Origin of the sequence: Endozoicomonas sp. OPT23, assembly GCF_009653635.1 — a bacterium.
Classification (GTDB): Bacteria; Pseudomonadota; Gammaproteobacteria; order Pseudomonadales; family Endozoicomonadaceae; genus Endozoicomonas_A.
Genome location: NZ_PPFD01000001.1, coordinates 38,312 through 56,210, shown reverse-complemented (window position 1 = coordinate 56,210; position 17,899 = coordinate 38,312). Strand labels below are relative to the sequence as shown.

14 protein-coding genes are annotated in these 17,899 nt (G+C 47.8%); 5 read left to right on the top strand and 9 right to left on the bottom strand.

The annotated features are described in order from the left end of the window. Positions 1–98: 98 nt before the first annotated feature. Positions 99–1,475 (bottom strand): bifunctional UDP-N-acetylglucosamine diphosphorylase/glucosamine-1-phosphate N-acetyltransferase GlmU, encoded by a 1,377-nt coding sequence (gene glmU / locus EOPP23_RS00205; protein ID WP_153763964.1) that lies wholly within the window; start codon positions 1,473–1,475, stop codon positions 99–101. A gap of 300 nt (positions 1,476–1,775) precedes the next feature. On the opposite strand from glmU, the gene EOPP23_RS00200 reads away from it, so the two are divergent. The 3 genes from EOPP23_RS00200 (at position 1,776) to EOPP23_RS00190 (ending at position 4,592) form a co-directional block, all read left to right on the top strand. Further along, on the top strand, positions 1,776–2,516 hold the full coding sequence (locus EOPP23_RS00200) for a TrmB family transcriptional regulator (RefSeq protein WP_153763963.1): 741 nt from the start codon (positions 1,776–1,778) through the stop codon (positions 2,514–2,516). A gap of 36 nt (positions 2,517–2,552) precedes the next feature. Next, positions 2,553–2,990 carry a hypothetical protein gene (locus EOPP23_RS00195; protein WP_153763962.1) on the top strand — a complete coding sequence of 146 codons (438 nt, stop codon included), beginning with the start codon at positions 2,553–2,555 and terminating at the stop codon, positions 2,988–2,990. 213 nt (positions 2,991–3,203) lie between these two features. Next, a complete protein-coding gene (locus tag EOPP23_RS00190) occupies positions 3,204–4,592 on the top strand; it encodes an OprD family outer membrane porin (protein ID WP_153763961.1) in 1,389 nt (462 codons plus the stop codon). A 30-nt stretch (positions 4,593–4,622) separates the two neighbouring features. Here EOPP23_RS00190 and preA read toward each other — a convergent pair whose 3' ends face one another. The 8 genes from preA to EOPP23_RS00150 form a co-directional block, all read right to left on the bottom strand. Then, positions 4,623–5,903: an NAD-dependent dihydropyrimidine dehydrogenase subunit PreA gene (gene preA, locus EOPP23_RS00185; RefSeq protein ID WP_153763960.1), complete on the bottom strand. Its 1,281-nt coding sequence runs from the start codon at positions 5,901–5,903 to the stop codon at positions 4,623–4,625. A gap of 3 nt (positions 5,904–5,906) precedes the next feature. Beyond that, a complete protein-coding gene (locus EOPP23_RS00180) occupies positions 5,907–7,241 on the bottom strand; it encodes an NAD(P)-dependent oxidoreductase (RefSeq protein WP_153763959.1) in 1,335 nt (444 codons plus the stop codon). A gap of 139 nt (positions 7,242–7,380) precedes the next feature. Beyond that, positions 7,381–9,033: a bifunctional UDP-sugar hydrolase/5'-nucleotidase UshA gene (gene ushA / locus EOPP23_RS00175; RefSeq protein ID WP_153763958.1), complete on the bottom strand. Its 1,653-nt coding sequence runs from the start codon at positions 9,031–9,033 to the stop codon at positions 7,381–7,383. Between the two features lie 213 nt (positions 9,034–9,246). Continuing rightward, positions 9,247–9,951 carry a purine-nucleoside phosphorylase gene (gene deoD, locus EOPP23_RS00170; RefSeq protein ID WP_153763957.1) on the bottom strand — a complete coding sequence of 235 codons (705 nt, stop codon included), beginning with the start codon at positions 9,949–9,951 and terminating at the stop codon, positions 9,247–9,249. An 80-nt stretch (positions 9,952–10,031) separates the two neighbouring features. Beyond that, positions 10,032–11,249, bottom strand: a complete 1,218-nt coding sequence (locus tag EOPP23_RS00165; protein ID WP_153763956.1) for a phosphopentomutase — start codon at positions 11,247–11,249, stop codon at positions 10,032–10,034. Positions 11,250–11,484: 235 nt separating this feature from the next. Beyond that, positions 11,485–12,804 (bottom strand): thymidine phosphorylase, encoded by a 1,320-nt coding sequence (gene deoA / locus EOPP23_RS00160; RefSeq protein ID WP_153763955.1) that lies wholly within the window; start codon positions 12,802–12,804, stop codon positions 11,485–11,487. 280 nt (positions 12,805–13,084) lie between these two features. After that, positions 13,085–13,855, bottom strand: a complete 771-nt coding sequence (gene deoC / locus EOPP23_RS00155) for a deoxyribose-phosphate aldolase (protein ID WP_153763954.1) — start codon at positions 13,853–13,855, stop codon at positions 13,085–13,087. Between the two features lie 461 nt (positions 13,856–14,316). Next, positions 14,317–15,246 carry a LysR family transcriptional regulator gene (locus tag EOPP23_RS00150; RefSeq protein WP_153763953.1) on the bottom strand — a complete coding sequence of 310 codons (930 nt, stop codon included), beginning with the start codon at positions 15,244–15,246 and terminating at the stop codon, positions 14,317–14,319. A 247-nt stretch (positions 15,247–15,493) separates the two neighbouring features. On the opposite strand from EOPP23_RS00150, the gene EOPP23_RS00145 reads away from it, so the two are divergent. After that, complete coding sequence (locus tag EOPP23_RS00145; protein ID WP_194842439.1) at positions 15,494–16,705, top strand: multidrug effflux MFS transporter; 1,212 nt, start codon at positions 15,494–15,496, stop codon at positions 16,703–16,705. 167 nt (positions 16,706–16,872) lie between these two features. Continuing rightward, the gene (locus EOPP23_RS00140) at positions 16,873–17,820 is read left to right on the top strand and encodes a LysR substrate-binding domain-containing protein (RefSeq protein ID WP_153763951.1); all 948 of its coding nucleotides are present in this window, start codon (positions 16,873–16,875) and stop codon (positions 17,818–17,820) included. The last annotated feature ends 79 nt before the right edge of the window (positions 17,821–17,899 follow it).

The window sequence follows — 17,899 nt, the reverse complement described above, 5'->3', positions numbered from 1 at the left end:
AATTTTAAATTCTTTACTCGTTAAGATGTTCAGACAAATCAAATGTTTGTCCAGACACTTTGTGTTGGGCTTTTCAGCCCAACCTACGGAATTTGGTTTTAGCTTTTCTTGACCGGACGCTGCCAACCATCAATATTGCGCTGTCTCGCACGAGCGACGCCCAACTGGTTGTCTTCCAGATCTTTAGCGATGGTTGAACCTGCACCGGTAGTGGCTCCGGCACCGATATTTACAGGTGCTACCAGTGAGCTGTTGGTACCAATAAATGCGCCATCGCCAATAGTTGTTTTGTGCTTGTTCACGCCGTCGTAGTTGCAGGTAACGGTACCTGCGCCAATGTTGACGCCCTCGCCAACTTCAGCATCACCAATATAGGTCAGGTGATTAACCTTGCTGCCCACGCCAATGATGGATTTTTTGATTTCAACAAAGTTACCCACACGGGCTTTCTCTTCCAGCTTCGCTCCTGGACGCAGACGAGCGTATGGGCCGATTTCACAGGCTGCGGAAACTTCTGCTTCTTCCAGCAGAGAGTTAGCTTTGATGATAGAGCCAGCAGCAATTGTTGAATTACGAATAATACAGCCAGGTTCAATAGTGACGTTATCACCTATCTCTACGTTGCCTTCCAGAACAACATTAATGTCGATCAGCACATCACGGCCCACTTTCACATCACCACGGATATCCAGACGAGCCGGATCAATCAGGGTGACGCCAGAAATCATCAGCTCAGTAGCCAGTTCTTTCTGATGAGCTCTTTCCAGTTCGGCTAGCTGAATACGGCTATTGACGCCTTCCACTTCTGTGGATTTTTCCGGCTGAACATGAGTAACCGTGCAGCCTTCACTGACTGCCTTTTCAACAACATCAGTCAGGTAATACTCCTGCTGGGCATTGTTGTTGCCCAAACCCATAACCCAGTTCTGCAGTTTGCTGCCTGGAATGGCCATGATGCCGGTGTTGACTTCATCGATCAGCAACTGCTCTTCAGAAGCGTCTTTCTGCTCAACAATGGCTTTTACAGAACCCTGCCCGTCACGAACAATACGACCATAGCCCATTGGATTCGGTAAGTTGATGGTCAGCAGACCCAGTTGATCTTCTTTTGTTTCGGACAGCAGCGCTTTCAGAGTAGAGGTTTGAATCAGCGGTACATCTCCGTACAAAACCAGAACGACGTCTGCACCTGCACAACCAGGAACAGTCTGTTGCACAGCGTGGCCTGTGCCCAGCTGTTCGGTCTGCTCAACCCAGTTCAGATCGTAATGTCCAAGCTTAGCTTTTACCTGATCAGCACCATGACCGATCACTACGTGTATCTTGCCTTCACCCAATGCCTGCTGGGCTTTCTGCGCTGTATTAATGACATGTTCCAGCATGGGCTTACCGGCCACTGCATGCAGAACCTTTGGCAGGCTGGATTTCATTCGGCTGCCTTGTCCGGCAGCTAGGATGACAATGTCGGCTCTCATTTTTACTCTCAATTCTGTTACGTCGTAATTCCCTGTCCTGTCATCAAAAGCAAATGACCGTTTCAGACGAAACGGTCATTGGTTCATTCCATTTAACTTCTGGTAATGGGGCTTTCAGCAGGACTAACGCTCTATCGTGTCACCAGTATTCATACAAGGTATGTCACCAGACAAATATCTGTTTGTTTTGTTCTGATATTAATTGTCATGATTAATACTGACAGTTTTCGATATTACTGGATTTAGCTTATCCTATATCTCTAATAACACAACTGTGTTTGTCATTGGAAAATTGACAATATGAACCTCGACATACTGGAACAACTGGGACTGGACCAGAAAGAAATAAGCCTTTACCTGGCTCTTCTTAAGCTGGGCACAGCCTCCATTCGGGATATTGCTGCTGAAGCAGACATTAACCGTGGCACCACTTATGAGACCCTGAAGGCCATGGCAGGCAAAGGGATAGTCAGTTACTTCCCAAAAGGAAAGCGCCGGGTTTTCTGTGCCGAACCGCCAGAGAAGCTGCTTGATCTGGCTGAAGAGAAGAAGCAGTTCCTTGAGCAGGGAATCGAGGAAATGAAACACACTCTGATTCCTCAATTGAACCATCTGAAGCCGGACTTTAACTCAGGCAATGTTCGTTTTTATGAAGGTGACAGTGGTATCGAGTTTGTTCTGAAAGACATTCTTCATACTGTGGAAAAGCAGGAGCAGCGCAGCTACAGCGTTTTTTCTTCGAAGCCTATTCGAGAACACCTGTACCGCCCCTTCCCAAACTACACCCAGCAGCGTATTCGTAAGAAGATCGATGTTAAGGTAATAGCTATTGGTGATGGCGGTGAGGATGCGGAACTTTCGGAAAGAAAGTGGATTGAGACCAGCGATAAAATAGATGCTAGTTACATTGCCATCTACCCACCCAAAGTGGCTATGATTTCTCTGGCTTCCAAAGATTACCCGGTGGCTGTCGTTATTGATTCCAACGAAATTGCCAGAACCCAGCAGATTATTTTCGATACTCTCTGGAATACTCTTTAAGTAAACTCAATATTCACGAGTAACCATTCGATCACCATGATAAAAAAAGTCATTGCTGCAGCCTTACTAACCTTGTCAGTTTCCCTGCCAGCTTCAGATGAAGGCCTGGCCATCCTGTATAACGGAAAAGAATACCGTCTTCAGGATTTACCTCCTGCTCTGCAGGACGTTTACGCAACTGCCAGAGATAAAGCGTCAGAAGCACTCACACCCAGTGAAACCAAGGCTATTTTCGAAGACTATATCAGCAAAATTGCTAATGCTTCACACCGCACTATTGATGATGTACGTGACGAGCTGCAACAGGCGACTCCTGCAGTAAAAGAAAAGGTCGCTGAATATTATGAGCAGCTAAAAGAAAAGGCTACTGACCTGAAGTCTCAGGCAGAAGACACTGAAACCGGAGAGGCTGCACTAAACTGGTATGAAAAAGCCAAAGAGAAAGCCAAGTCTCTGATTGAATCTGCCAATTAAATACTTCTATTCAACTATTTAGAATAGATTTCACAAAATAGACTTCAAAAAATAAGTTACACGAAATAAGCTACATCCCATATAACAGGCGAGACAATAAACGACACATCGCCTGTTACCCATAGCCTGCGCGACAATTTCACCTACCTGTTTCAGATAGATCACTATACTAAAGCCACAAAGATTATTTCGAGTAACAACAGGTAGTACGTTTTGTCTGTTCTTTTATTTAGAAAATCTCTTCTGGCTTGTTCAGTTTCAGCACTTTCATTAGCCTCACCGTCAGTGCTTTCCAATGACCTGTTTAATACCGGCAACTCTTTTATTGATGATGCCTCTTTAAGCGGAAAATTAAGAACTGTTTACTACAACATCAAAAACACAGAAAAATCCTCAAAAGATAACCGGGACCTGACAGGCGCATGGACAGGAGCTGTTTGGCTGGACCTGAAATCCGGCTATCTGAATGACTTCTTTGCCATTGGAGCATCTGCCTATGGCGTCGCAAAGATTGACACCTTGAGGGATGTTGGCAGTAACCGCTCTAACCAGCTGCTACTAGACGACAATAAAGGCTATACACAGGTAAAGCAGCTATGGGCTGACCTGAAGTACGGTGATAAGGAACAAGGATTTAACGGCCACGTAAAACTGGGTCGTCAGATCATTTATAACGGTCTGATTTCAAGTTCTGGCTCACGTTCAGCGCCCACTACCTGGCAGGGTGTCAACTTTGAGGCCGAATACTTCGGTACCGAAATCGGGCTGGCCTGGGTTAATCAAATATCCCTTCGTAATACCGACGAATTCAAGGATCTAACCAACTTCAATGACAAAAAAATTGACTATATATGGGGGGCAGAAGTTGCCAGGAAGTTCCAGCTACCCAACGACCAGTCAATTAAAGTGAAATACCGCAACGCCTTCTCCAAAGATTATCTGCAAGCCCATAATGTTGGTGTGAAATGGACTATGCCACTGGTTGAAGAGATGAAACTCAGCCTCGGTGGTAAAGTCTATTACACCAAAAAGAACGGTGACTTGTGGAACAAGACGGCATGGTATGCCCCAGCCTTTGATGATAATGCTACTGTCGGTAGCCTGTTTGCTGAGCTCTCAAGCGAAGACTGGACACTGGAAGCTGCTGTCACTAAAACCAAGGCAGAATCCAGTCTGCTAAATTACAAGAATGGCTACACTGCTCCCGGCAAGTATTACTATGATTTTGGGAAAAACACCCACGGTATCTGGGATATCCCAACCAGTGCCTTTGCCGAGGATTTCTACTATGACAACGAACTGGCCTGGATGCTTGGCGTCACACTGGACATGACAAAGACAGGCTTACCCGGCTTAACTCTCGGTTATGCTTATACCCACGGTAGTGACTTCGATGTAAAAGATAAGCAAGGCAACAAAAGCAGTGTAACTGAGCATGAACATGACTTCCTGGTGCAGTACAAATTCCCTGAGCCATTGAAAGGCCTTAAGTTCAAATTGAAATATGGCATGTATCGCAATGATGAGAAGCTAAGAAAAGCCATTGGCAAAGAAGAAAATGACCTGAGAGTTTGGCTGGATTACAAATTTGTGCTGTTTTAATCAGTCAACCCCTCTTAGCCTGGAAAAGGCTTAAGGTTTCTCTGTCAGAGGGTTCGCTGGATGGCGAACCCAAGGCAAATATTCACTGCCTTCGTTTCCTCTAACCATCGATATGCAGTTATTTACAGGGCAGGTTATTTGACAGAGATTACAGCCTACACACTGCTCCTTCTGCACTTCAAATCGCCTTTCCCAGCCTTCACCTGACAAGGGTTTAACAGAGATAGCCTGATGCTCTGTGTCTTCGCAAGCGGCAAAACAGCGACCACATTGAATGCAGAGCTCCTGATTAATATGAGCCACTGTCTTGTAATTAAGATCCAGATACTTCCAGTCGGTTAATCCAGCAAGAGCTCTTCCGCGAAAATCATTCAGCGCTTTATACCCTTTGCTGTCCATCCACTGTGAAAGGCCATCCGTTAGATCAGAGATGACCTTGAACCCATTGAGCATTGCAGCAGTGCATACCTGAACATTACCCGCCCCAAGAGCAATAAACTCCGCAGCATCATGCCAGTTACTTATGCCGCCAATACCGGAAACAGGAATCCCTGCTGTTTCAGGGTGTCTGCCAATCTGCCCAACCATGTTAAGAGCGATTGGTTTCACCGCTGACCCACAGTAACCACCACTGGTGTATTTATCACCTACAGCACCAAGGGCAGTCATGCTATCCAGATCTATACCCGTAATAGAGTTGATGGTATTGATCAGTGATACGGCATCAGCACCTGCTCTTTTTGCAGCAGATGCTGAAAGAGTGATATTGGTGATATTAGGCGTCAGTTTTACAATAACTGGCAGGTCTGTGCTTTCCTTACACCATTGAGTCACCATCTCAATATATTCAGGAACTTGACCAACAGCTGCCCCCATACCTCTTTCCGGCATGCCATGGGGACAGCCAAAATTCAGTTCCACACCATCACAACCCGTATCCTCTACTTGTTTCAGAATGTCCTGCCATGACTTCTTTTCACAGGGAACCATCAACGAAACAATCAGAGCTCTATCAGGCCAGTCTTTCTTTGTCTGTCGAATTTCACTCAAATTAACGGACAATGGTCGATCAGTGATCAGCTCTACATTGTTGATGCCAATAACTTCTCCGCTGCTGCTTTTATGGGCTGAATACCTTGAGCAAACATTAACCGGTGGGGGATCCTCACCCAGCGTTTTCCAGACAGCGCCTCCCCACCCAGCTTCAAAAGCTCTGTAAACATTCAACGCTTTATCTGTAGGCGGAGCTGAAGCCAGCCAGAAAGGATTAGGGCTTTCTATTCCCAGAAAGCTGCAACTGAGGTCAGCCATGATTCAGCCTCCTGTCTTCAGGTAACGATCAATAGATGCGGCTGCTTCTTTACCATGCTGCACAGCCTGAACAGTCAGATTCTCTCCAAAGTCGACACAGTCACCACCAGCCCAGACTCCTTTCACTGTTGTTCTTCGCTGCTCATCAACCGTGATTCGACCGTTTTGTATCTCGGGTATCTCTTTATCAAGAGCCAGATGTTCACAGCACATCGTCTGACCTATAGCTCGATAAATGATGTCCGCATCAATACTGATCCGCTCTGCTGAATCTGAATTGCCCACAGTCTGGTCTAACAACAGCCCGGTCACTTTACCCGAGTCATGCTGTATGGCTACAGGCTGACAATTCGTTCTGATTTCCACTCCATTAAGCAGGGCAAATTTCTGTTCTTTCCAGGTGGCAGACATGCACTCCACACTGCGCCGATAAACCATAACGACCGTTTCTGCGCCCAGTCTTTTTATCTGACAGGCGATATCAATAGCTGTATTGCCACCACCAATAACGACAACTCGCTTTCCTACAGAAATTTGGGAAAGGTTTTCTGTCCGTCTCAATTCAGCAATGTCGTCAACGGCGTGTTTCACTCCTGCAGACTCTTCACCAGAAAGGGATAGAGTTCTTTTGTCAGACAGCCCAATGGCCAGAAATACGGCGTCGTATTGTTCTCGCAGAGTATCAAGCTGAATATCAAGGCCGAGGTGCGTATTGAGCTTCCACTCTATACCACCGATCTCAGTGATCTTTTCTATTTCTTCCTGTGCATAGTCATCCACCAGCTTATAAGCTGCAATGCCATATTCATTCAGCCCACCGGGCTTAGTACCTGCATCAATAATGATGACATCGTGCCCCATGCATGCGAGCCCGTGAGCACAGCTGATTCCGGCCGGGCCAGCACCAACAACAGCGACCTTTTTTCCTGAAGGTGTAGCTCTCTGAAAGGGGTATTGTTCCTGACTGAAATTATCAATAGCGTATCGCTGCAAGCGGCCTATCTGGATGGGCTGACATTCAGGTTCAAAATTACGAACGCAGGCTTTTTCACAGAGTATTTCTGTGGGGCAGACACGGGCACAGCTGCCACCAAATATGTTCGCTTCAAGAATAGTTTTGGCTGCACCATCGATATTGTTTGTATTGATTCGATGAATAAACGACGGCACATTGATATGAGTAGGACAGGCCTGAACGCAGGGAGCGGCTTCGCAGTAAAGGCATCGACTGCTTTCAACCAGAGCCTGATTCTGGTTGAAAGCAGGTTTAATATCAGAAAAACGCTTTTGATATTCTGAAGGAGCCAGTCTTTCACACTTGATATCTGGTTCGTTCATGCCTGATGCCGAAAAATACCCGAACATATGAACCCACATGTTATTTCCCCGCCAACGCGGGAAAATAACAATCTAATATTCGATTAAGTGTATAGACACACTTAAGTTAACAACTGCATCAGCATAGCTAATACCTGAACTATTTCCTGACAATATCGCCTTTTACTGGCACATAGCTGGCCGCTTTCAAAGGTGAGTGTTTCTTGATGTACTCCTTGAGTACGACTGCATCGGTGTAACCTGTATTCACAAAGGTTGGATTCTCAGAAAGGTCTGGCCAATTATTACCGCCGGATGCAGAGTATTCATTGATGGCCAGCCGATATTTTTTATCTTTTTTCACAGGCTTTCCACCAATCAAAAGTCGAGTCAACTTATCCCCTTCCATGGTCAGTTTAACATTAGCAAAGTGTGCAAGGCCGCCACTGATACCACGAATATCCGCAACGTCTTCAATGTAATTTCTCAGCTGCCTGCCAGTCAGCTCAACGTAACAAAGCATGTTACCGAAGGGCTGAACGGTGAGAACATCTTTTTCGGTGAGCGTACCTGCAGGCAGGTCAGCACGAATACCGCCACCGTTGATAATCGCCAGGTCTGCCTTGGCTTTGGCCATTTGCGCACGGGCAATCAGATTGCCTAAAGCAGCTGGGCCGCCTCTGACCAGGCTACGAGCACCGCTGAGGATTTTATCCAGCTCACCTGCAGGTTTCTGCAGCAACTTTCCTGCCTTATCCTGATATGGCTTAAGAGCTTTGAGAACAGCTTTGTCTTCAGGAATGGCAGCCTCGATAGTCACCCATTTCTCCTTGCCATTAACCAGAATCGGCTTCTTAAGGTTGATCGGAAGCAGTCGGTAATTAATCAGTTTAAGAACACCTTTTCGCTTTCCTTTACCGTCATAGTCGTCAAGGTAGTAATACTTGAAATCAGCACGACCAACGAACTTGCCCCAGTCTTTGGCCTGAAAGATATAGGTGCTGTTTTTCACATCTGCACGTTGTAGCTTGTCCTGTGAATGACCACCAACAATGATATCGATACCATCAACGTCCTTGGCCAGAGTTACATCACCAGGTGCATTGTCACCATGCCTGGCATTGGGATAGTGCCCCATATGAGTCAGGGCGATTACTATATCGATATTGTCGTCTTCTTTAAGGACTGGCACCCACGCCTTGGCAGTATCTACTGCATTCAGGAAATCCAGATTCTTAATGTTGTCCTTGGCAGCGATAGTTTCAGTATCCTCGGTGGTTAACCCAAGAATCCCAACCTTTACACCTTTCAGGTCTTTCTCAAGCCAGGGTCTGAACACCAGCTTTTTTGAGTCTTCATAGTAAATATTGGCGGCAACAAAGGGAAAATTCGCCCATTTTTCCTGTTTCAACAGTACCGGCAGAGGGTTATCAAATTCATGATTACCCAGAGTCATCGCGTCGTAACCGATCATGTTCATGCCGATAAAATCAGGTTTGGCTTCCTGAATGTCAGACTCCGGAACACCGGTATTAATATCACCAGCAGACAGTAGAAGAACCCTGCCACCTTTGGCTTCAACTTCCCTTCTTATGCGATCCACCAGCGTCTTACGGGCGGCCATACCCAGCTCACCCTTTTTGTTACGCCAGAATTTACCGTGATTATCATTAGTATGAAGGACGGTAAAATCCAGAACCTTCATTTGTTTACTGCCACCATTATGGTCAGTGGCACAACCCGCCAATAAAAAAACACATAATATTAATAAGAGAGGGTAGGTTCGTTTAACAGAAAAATGCAGCGCAGACATGGATACCACTCCACCGAACGAAAGGCGGAATAATAGCGACTTTTACTCTAAAGAGATTGGAACTGCTTAGATCGAGTTTTAATCAGGAAGAGTGTTTTAAGAGAGGATTAACAATGCTAAAGCAGGTAAAGCAGAAATGGGTAACACAGCTATACACAACAGGTGTCAGAAAATGAGGTTGGCATCATTACAATACCAACCTCAACACTATGATCAGTCTTCCAGAATGGATTCCAGAGCGATAGTGATCATTTCCTTGAAGGAGTTCTGACGCTCTTCCGGTGGCAGAGCTTCGCCAGTACGGATGTGGTCAGAGATAGTGCAGATAGCCAGACCTTTGGCACCGTATTCAGCACACACGCCGAACAGGCCAGCAGCTTCCATTTCAACACCCAGGATACCCATCTTTTCCATGGTATCGAACATGTTTACAGGGCTGTAGAACAGGTCTGCAGAGAACAGGTTACCGATTTTAACGGAAGAACCCGCCTTACGAGCAGCGTTTACAGCATTGGACAGCAGGTCGTAGTCAGCAATCGCAGCAAAGTCGTGATCGTTAAAACGGATACGGTTTACTTTGGAATCGGTGGAAGCACCGCTACCGATAACAACGTCACGTACTTTAACGTCGGAAGAGATAGCGCCAGCAGAACCCACACGAATCAGCTTGTTTACGCCGTATTCGGTGATCAGTTCCTTGTAGTAAATGGATGCGGATGGAATACCCATACCGGAACCCATTACAGAAACCTTTTTGCCTTTGTAAGTGCCGGTGTAACCGAACATGTTACGCACGTCAGTTACCAGCTCGGCACCTTCCAGGAATTCCTCTGCGATCATCTTGGCGCGCAGTGGGTCACCTGGCAGCAGACAAACGTCAGCGAAAGCACCTGGCTTGGCGTTAATATGCGGAGTCATGGTTGTTACCTCTTCAAGGGGGAAAGAGAGGTAGCCTGAACGTTTCGTTTGATCAGGCTACCTGAATTTAAATCTACAGATTAGCCCAGGAAGCTGGTTCCGTAGTCCATTGGCTTGAGTCCGAAGTAAGTTGCCAGACTCTGACCAATGTCAGCAAAAGTTTCACGCTCGCCCAGAGAGCCAGCCTTAACCTTCTTGCCGTAAACAATTACAGGGATATGCTCACGAGTGTGGTCAGTACCCGGCCAGGTAGGATCACAACCGTGGTCTGCACTGATGATCAGCACATCGTCTTCACCCATGGCATTCAGCAGGCGCGGCATCATGGCGTCCAGCTCTTCCAGAGCTTTGGCATAACCGGCAACATCACGACGATGACCAAACGAAGAGTCAAAATCTACGAAGTTGGTGAAAATCATGGAATTATCACCGGCAGACTCCAGAGCCTGCATGGTGGTTTCAAACAAAGCTGGGATACCAGTAGCCTTCAGCTTCTTGGTCACGCCCTGATGAGCAAAAATATCAGCGATCTTGCCGACACTGACCATCTCACCACCGTTCTCAACCAGCTTATCCAGCAGGGTTGGTGCAGGAGGCAGAACAGAGAAGTCACGACGGTTACCGGTTCTCTGGAAATCACCTGCGTCGTCACCAACGAATGGACGGGCAATAACACGACCAATGTTGTATGGCTCGAGAATTTCACGAGCGATCTTGCAAACGTCCAACAGACGCTCAAGACCAAAAGTTTCTTCGTGACAGGCAATCTGGAACACACTGTCAGCGGAGGTATACACAATTGGCATACCCGTCTTCATGTGCTCTTCACCCAGGTCTTCCAGAATCTTGGTTCCGGAAGAGTGGCAGTTACCGATCACACCTGGCAGGTTTGCTTTCTCAACCAGTTCGTCCAGCAATTCTTGCGGGAAACTGTTTTCGGTGTCGGTGAAGTAGCCCCAGTCGAACAGAACCGGAACGCCCATCATTTCCCAGTGCCCACTTGGCGTGTCTTTACCACTGGAGATTTCTTTTGCGTAGCCGTATGCACCAACGATATTAACATCGGTGTTCATACCCATCGGGAAGACACCGGCAGATTCTTTAGCTGCGTGAGCCAGACCCAGACTGGACAGCACTGGCAGACTCAGAGGACCTTTACGGCCAATATCAGCCTTGCCTTCCGCACAGGCTTTAGCGATGTGGCCAATGGTGTTAGAGCCCACATCACCAAATTGATCAGCATCGGCAGAAGCACCAATACCAAATGAATCCATAACCAGGACAATTGCTCGTTTCATCAGAGACACCTATTCCTGAATAGTTCGCAGAACCGAAAATGCCTGCGTAAAAATTCTTGTCTAATTATTGCTCAGAATATCGCATTTTGTATCAGTGAAAAGTACCTATTAATTACTCGGCACCCTTACTCTCATCAATGAAAAGCCATGGTCTTACTACTTTCCTGCAGTCGTACGGGAAGAGTACGGTCAGGTTGCCAGACTTTTCAAAGACACCGCCTCAAAGAGTGACTGATCAAACAATGCGTTTGTATACACTCGGGTTTGCTTCAGGAGCAGAATCACCCAGAGTAATTGCCTTACGCAGCATGTCAGCAGCAGACTCCCAGGAGGACTCATCGCTTGCGTGCAGCATGGCAATTGGCTTGTCAGCAGACACTTTGTCACCCAACAGGCACAGTTCTGTCATACCCACAGAGTAATCGAGCGTGTCGGTAGGAACACGACGACCGCCACCCATCTGAACCACAGTCATACCCACTTCACGGGTATCCATGGTAGACACATAGCCTTCACCAGCCATATAAACAGGTTTGATGATAGACGCTTTTGGCAGATATTCGTCGTATTTTTCAACGAAGTCGGCAGGGCCACCCAGACCAGCAACCATGCGACCAAAGATCTCAGCCGCCTTGCCAGAGTCCAGTGCAACAGTCAGTTTTTCCTTAGCCTGATCAATGTCGTTAGCCAGACCACCTGTCACCAGCAGCTCTGCTGATTGAGCCATGGTGATTTCGTGCAGACGGGCATTGCGATATTCGCCGGTCAGATAACGAACCGCTTCGCGAACTTCCACAGCATTACCGGCACTGGAAGCCAGAGCCTGGTTCATATCAGTTAGCAACGCAGTGGTTTTAACGCCAGCACCATTCGCTACTTTTACAATGCTTTCAGCCAGCTCAACAGACTTTTCAAAAGTTGGCATGAATGCGCCACTGCCTACCTTAACGTCCATGACCAGTGCGTCCAGACCTTCAGCCAGTTTTTTGGCCAGGATGGAGGCAGTAATCATGTCGATGGAGTCAACGGTCGCAGTTACATCACGGATGCCGTAAATACGTTTGTCGGCAGGTGCCAGTTCGCCAGTCTGGCTGACGATAGCAACGCCTGCGGTTTTAACCGCTTTTCGGAACAGCTCTTCAGAAGCCATAGTGGTGTAGCCGGGAATAGCATCCAGCTTGTCGAGCGTACCACCGGTGTGACCGAGGCCTCGACCGGAAATCATGGGAACAAATGCGCCACAGGCTGCGACCATTGGGCCGAGCATTAGGCTGACAACATCACCGACACCGCCGGTGGAGTGTTTATCCAGAATCGGGCCGCCGAGATTGTCCGCAGACCAGTCCATTACATGGCCAGAGTCGCGCATGGCGCACGTCATGGCCACACGTTCTTCAATGTTCATGCCTTTGAAAAAGGTTGCCATGGCAAAGGCTGCCACCTGACCTTCAGAAACGGTGTTGTCGGTAACACCCAGAATGAAATCGCGGATCTCTTCAGTGCTGAGAACCAAGCCTTCACGCTTACGACGAATGACTTCTTGTGGAAGAAACATGCTCTACTCCATTTGCCTGGTTGACATGTTTACCCGGGCCACAAACAAGGAAGGGCGGGCGACGCCGGGTTTTGCGGGAACGTAGACGGCTTTATAGTCCCTCATAATCAGCTATGAGTGAAACATGATCATTCGTCGCCGTTGGTGACGAATATATTCTCACTCAAATAAGCTAAGAGGCAGGCTTGCATATGGCCGAAGTACGCTCCGCAGAACATGTCATATGCAGGCAGTGAGGGTTTCCTCTATGAAACCCTCAACAGCTGGAGCTGGCTACTGTTTAGTAGCCGCCCTTGTCTTCCTGAGCTTCCTGCAGACCCAGAGCCACCAGCAGGCTGGTCATCAGGCTGCTTGCGCCGAAGCGGTAGTGGTTACGGTCAGCCCAGTCAGCGCCCATAACATCAGCAGCAATAGCCAGATGCTCAGCAGCGTCTTCAGCGGTACGAACACCACCGGCTGGCTTGAAGCCAACGTCTTTGCCACTGTCACGGATAGCTTCCAGCATGATGCGGGCCGCTTCAGGAGTAGCGTTAACAGCTACTTTACCGGTAGAGGTCTTGATGAAGTTTGCACCGGCCTTGATGGAAATATCGCTGGCCTTGCGGATCAGGGCCGGGTCTTTCAGTTCACCGGATTCGATGATGACTTTCAGCATGATATCGCCACAGGCTTCTTTACAACGACGAACCAGCTCAAAGCCAACTTCTTCGTTACCAGCCATCAGGGCGCGGTATGGGAAAACAACGTCAACTTCGTCAGCGCCATATACGACAGCTGCACGAGTTTCAGTAACGGCGATTTCAATGTCATCGCCACCTGCCGGGAAGTTAGTAACTGTGGCAACAGTTACGTCGTTCAGACCCAGTTCTCTCAGGGTCTTCTTGGCAACAGGGACAAAACGTGGATAAACGCAAACTGCAGCGGTGTTGCCGGCAGGTGTGCTGGCCTTCTTGCACAGATCAATGATCACTTCCGGAGTGTCGGTGTCATTGAGGGAAGTCAGGTCCATCAGTTGCAGGGCTTGACGGCTGCTAGCAGTGAGGTCGGTCATGTATCTGTCCTTTCAGTCAGGGGACATAAAAGTGTCATTTGAACCGCTTGATCGAAGTCAGCCAAATGACTGAAACAATATGTCGTACACAACGAATAAATGTTGTGACAACACAGGGTATCAACGACAGAGAGGCACCCGTTTAAGGTGCGCAATGCCTAGTGCGCTAGATGGCAGGGAGGGGTGTCGTCAGTAACCCAGTTTAGTGTAGAAACAAAAAAACCCCTGCGAGACACAGAGGTTATTTTGCTGATCATCCACCTGAGCCTGCAGCGTGGACTGCAAACTCAATTCGCCTCCTGCCCTCTCGCTGTACTACGGGAACAGGCAACAGTGTAGTACAGACAAACAGGAAGACAGACCCGGCAAGGCCGTGCTGTCAAAGCGAATTCAGATACTAGGCAGAGACTGGTTATTAATAAAGCAAGTAATTTTGGACGTGCATTCAATCATTTTGCACATCAAATCATTAATTCACACGCCTGACCAATAAAAAAAGACCGCAACCACTGATTTGCAAGATCCGTGTGATGCCTTTGATGCCAGTAAAGTTCGTAGGTAATCGGCTCTATTTCAAAGGGCATAGGCAAAACCTGAACACGGTAGCGAGGCTTTGCATAACGCCCCCATTGACCAGAAGAAACAAATACCAGGTCACTGCTTTCACAGACACCTGTCGCACTGTGAAAGTCATCTACGGCAATGGTCATGTTTCTGCGCAGACCTCTCTTCTCAAGAGTCTGATCAATAATTGACTGGGTAACGGTCACTGAACCTATGCTGATATGCCCCTGCGAGATCCACTGATCAAGGTTCCACTCCTGCTCAAGACAGGGATGCCCGTCTCTGACCAGACACACCAGTTCGTCAGTATGCAGGCTTCGACAATGAAGTCCTGACAACCGCTGCTGCCCACACTCAAGATCATGGGGAAGCACCACCAGATCAAAATCACCTGCAGCCAGACTGTTCAGGTCATTCATGGTCAGATTACTTATCTTGATTTTGATACCCGGAGCCTGAGCCAGTATCTCTGCCAGTGATTGCTGGAAAATCAGCTGGTTGGCTGTTTCCGGCAGAGCAATTCGAAAATAGCGATCACAGCTGGCAGGGTCAAAGCTCTCGGGTTGAATGATGTTCCATAACTCATCCATGACCGGGCGCAGTTGTTTCTGCAAAGAGAGCGCTCTCACAGTTGGCGTCAGCCCATGAGCTGTTCGAGTGAATAACTCATCTCCCGTGATCTGCCGCAGCTTGGACAGGCTTTTACTCACCGCCGACTGGCTCAGACTCAGCCTGTCAGCCGCTTTAGTCACACTTCTTTCTTCCAGCAGTGCCTGCAGGCATACCAACAGGTTCAGGTTAATTCGGGACAGCTCCAACAACGACATAGGCTTTCCAGTAGTGAGGCCTGATATTAAACTTTCAAGATATTCCCAAATGGAAATCTGTAAATGAAAAGGTATCACTTTAGTTCATAGAGCTAACAACCGACAATAAGCTCATTCCCAGTACTCGAACCTACGAATTCATATGTTGTTTGCCCACCTGCGGTGGGCGAACAGCAATTTAGTATTCGATTACGTGTGTTCACACACTTACAGCCTGTTGGCTGATAATTTCACAAAGAGTTTATTGATGCCCGAATCCCGCCGCTCTGCATTACCGGTCATTTTTTCACTGGTTATTCTGAGCCCATTAGCCATTGATGTTTATCTGCCTTCACTGCCTGAAATGGCTCGGCTGTTTTCAGCCAGCGATTCAGCCATGCAGATGACGATCTCTTTATTCATGATCTGTATGGGAGTGGGCCAACTGTTTGCAGGTCCGTTGTCAGACAAATATGGCCGTCGTTTTTCTGCGCTGCTGGGTATTGGCCTGTATGTAATGGGCAGCATTCTTGGTTCTATCGCCAGTGACCTGACCGTTATGTATTGCGCCAGAGTGTTACAGGGCTTTGGTGCCGCAGGCTGTGCTGTCACCGCATTTGCTTGGGTTCGCGACAACTTCAACGCTCATGATTCGGGCAAATGGATCAGTTACATGGGCGGCATGATCGGTACTATTCCAACACTGGCGCCCATGCTGGGCGGTGTTCTTGCTATTCAATGGGGTTGGGAAGCCAACTTTATTTTTATGGCAGTTCTTAGTTCGATTATTTTTCTGGCTGCCTTTAAGTTGATGAACAAAGGGCGACCGGCTCCGGTCGAGCATCATGAAGAACCCAGTTCTCTCTATCAGCAGGCTAAAGAGATTCTGACTCACCGACAATTCCTGATCTATTCCCTGACCGGCATGCTGACCATGGGCGGCATTCTGGCTTACGCCACTAATGCACCTTTTGTTGCCATGAATATGGCGGGCATGGATGAGTTTGGCTTTGCTATGGCGTTTGGCAGTCTGGGTATCCTGCAGTTTGCCACCAGCTTCTATGCACCAAGACTGGTTGACCGTATTGGCAGACGTAGAACCATTGGTGTGGGTGCGTTTATGGCAGTGCTGGGTGCAATGGCCATTCTGTCTGTTTCCAGCGATTCACCGCTTTGGTTCTTCCCGGCTTCAGCGATTGGTGCTGTTGGCTTCAACCTGATTTTTGGTACGGCTTCTGGACTGACCCTTGAACACTTTAAGCATTGTGCTGGTCTGGCTGCTGCTATAGACGGCTTTGCACGTATGACGGGGGGTGGCCTTATTGCTTCTGCCCTCAAGCTGTCTGGCGGCAATGTTTTTGAATGCGTTGCTCTGGCCTATGCCTTGATGCTGATCCCGTTTGTTCTGAACTACCTGGAAATCATGCGGAAAAAAAACTTGTTGAACGAAGTGCGGGTTGATCAAACCGGTAAAATCTAACGCTATAAATAGTTTATAAACACTGTTCTCACTCAGCAGGCATAAAAACAACAAACGCCTGCTGCAATGACGATATTCAAAAAATTTATATCTCAGCACTCCCTTTAAGCGCCACTAACCGATATTCTGTAGCGCATTCAACCATTTCCTATAGCAGTATTCTCCCTATGATCCCAACGGAATCCCTGGAAATTGTCAGGGCTGTCGCCCATTTTAGAAATTTCACAGCGGCCGCTAAACATCTTCACAAAGTCCCTTCTGCTATTAGCTATACCGTACGCAAGCTGGAGGAACGGCTGGACGTGCAGTTGTTTCTGCGTGACAGCAAACGGGTGGAGCTGACCCCTGCCGGAGAACACTTCATCAAACACACCGGCCAGCTGCTGGCTGACCTGGAAGAGCTGGAAAACACTACCAAACAACTGGCTTCCGGCTGGGAGCATGAGATCAAAATTGCTCTTGATAATGTTGTGAACCAGGGAATGGTGTATGACCTGATCAGGGATCTTCAGGCTATTCGTCCAGAGACTCACCTGACGATTAACACGGAAGTTTATAACGGTTCCTGGGATGCTCTGTTCCACAATCGTTGTCAGATGGTGATTGGTGCGCCCAAACAGATTCCTGACAACATTCTCAGCAGTGACCGCTTTGAATGGAAGTCCATGGGGGAACTGAACTGGGACCTGGTCATGGCACCGGATCACCCTCTGGCAAAAGTAGACTCTCCTATTAATGAAGAGATGCTAAGAGAGTACAGCTCCATCTGTATTCAGGACACGTCTCGTGTATTCCGTCAGGGTTATAACCTGCTGCTGGAAGACCAGAATCTGCTGCTGATGCCAAGCTTTCGTATGGCGATTGAATGCCTGTTGAAAGGGCTGGGCGTAACCCTATTGCCAAGCCATTTTGCCCAGCCTTATATTGAGCAGGAGCTACTGGTTCGTAAAGATGTCGATATTCCCATGAACGATAGTTGCTATCTTGCCTGGAACAGAGAAACCATGGGCAATGGCGTTCGCTGGGTGATCGACTGGTTGGGTGAAGAAAACTGGCTCAACAAGGTCTGGCTACAACATGATTCAAATAAGCCTATGGGTTATCACATTCCCTGACCCGGAAAGCCCTGCCTGTTTTGCTGCCAGCTTTCCATCTGGCAGCTAACTGATTGATTTATAATAAAGTTCCCCATTT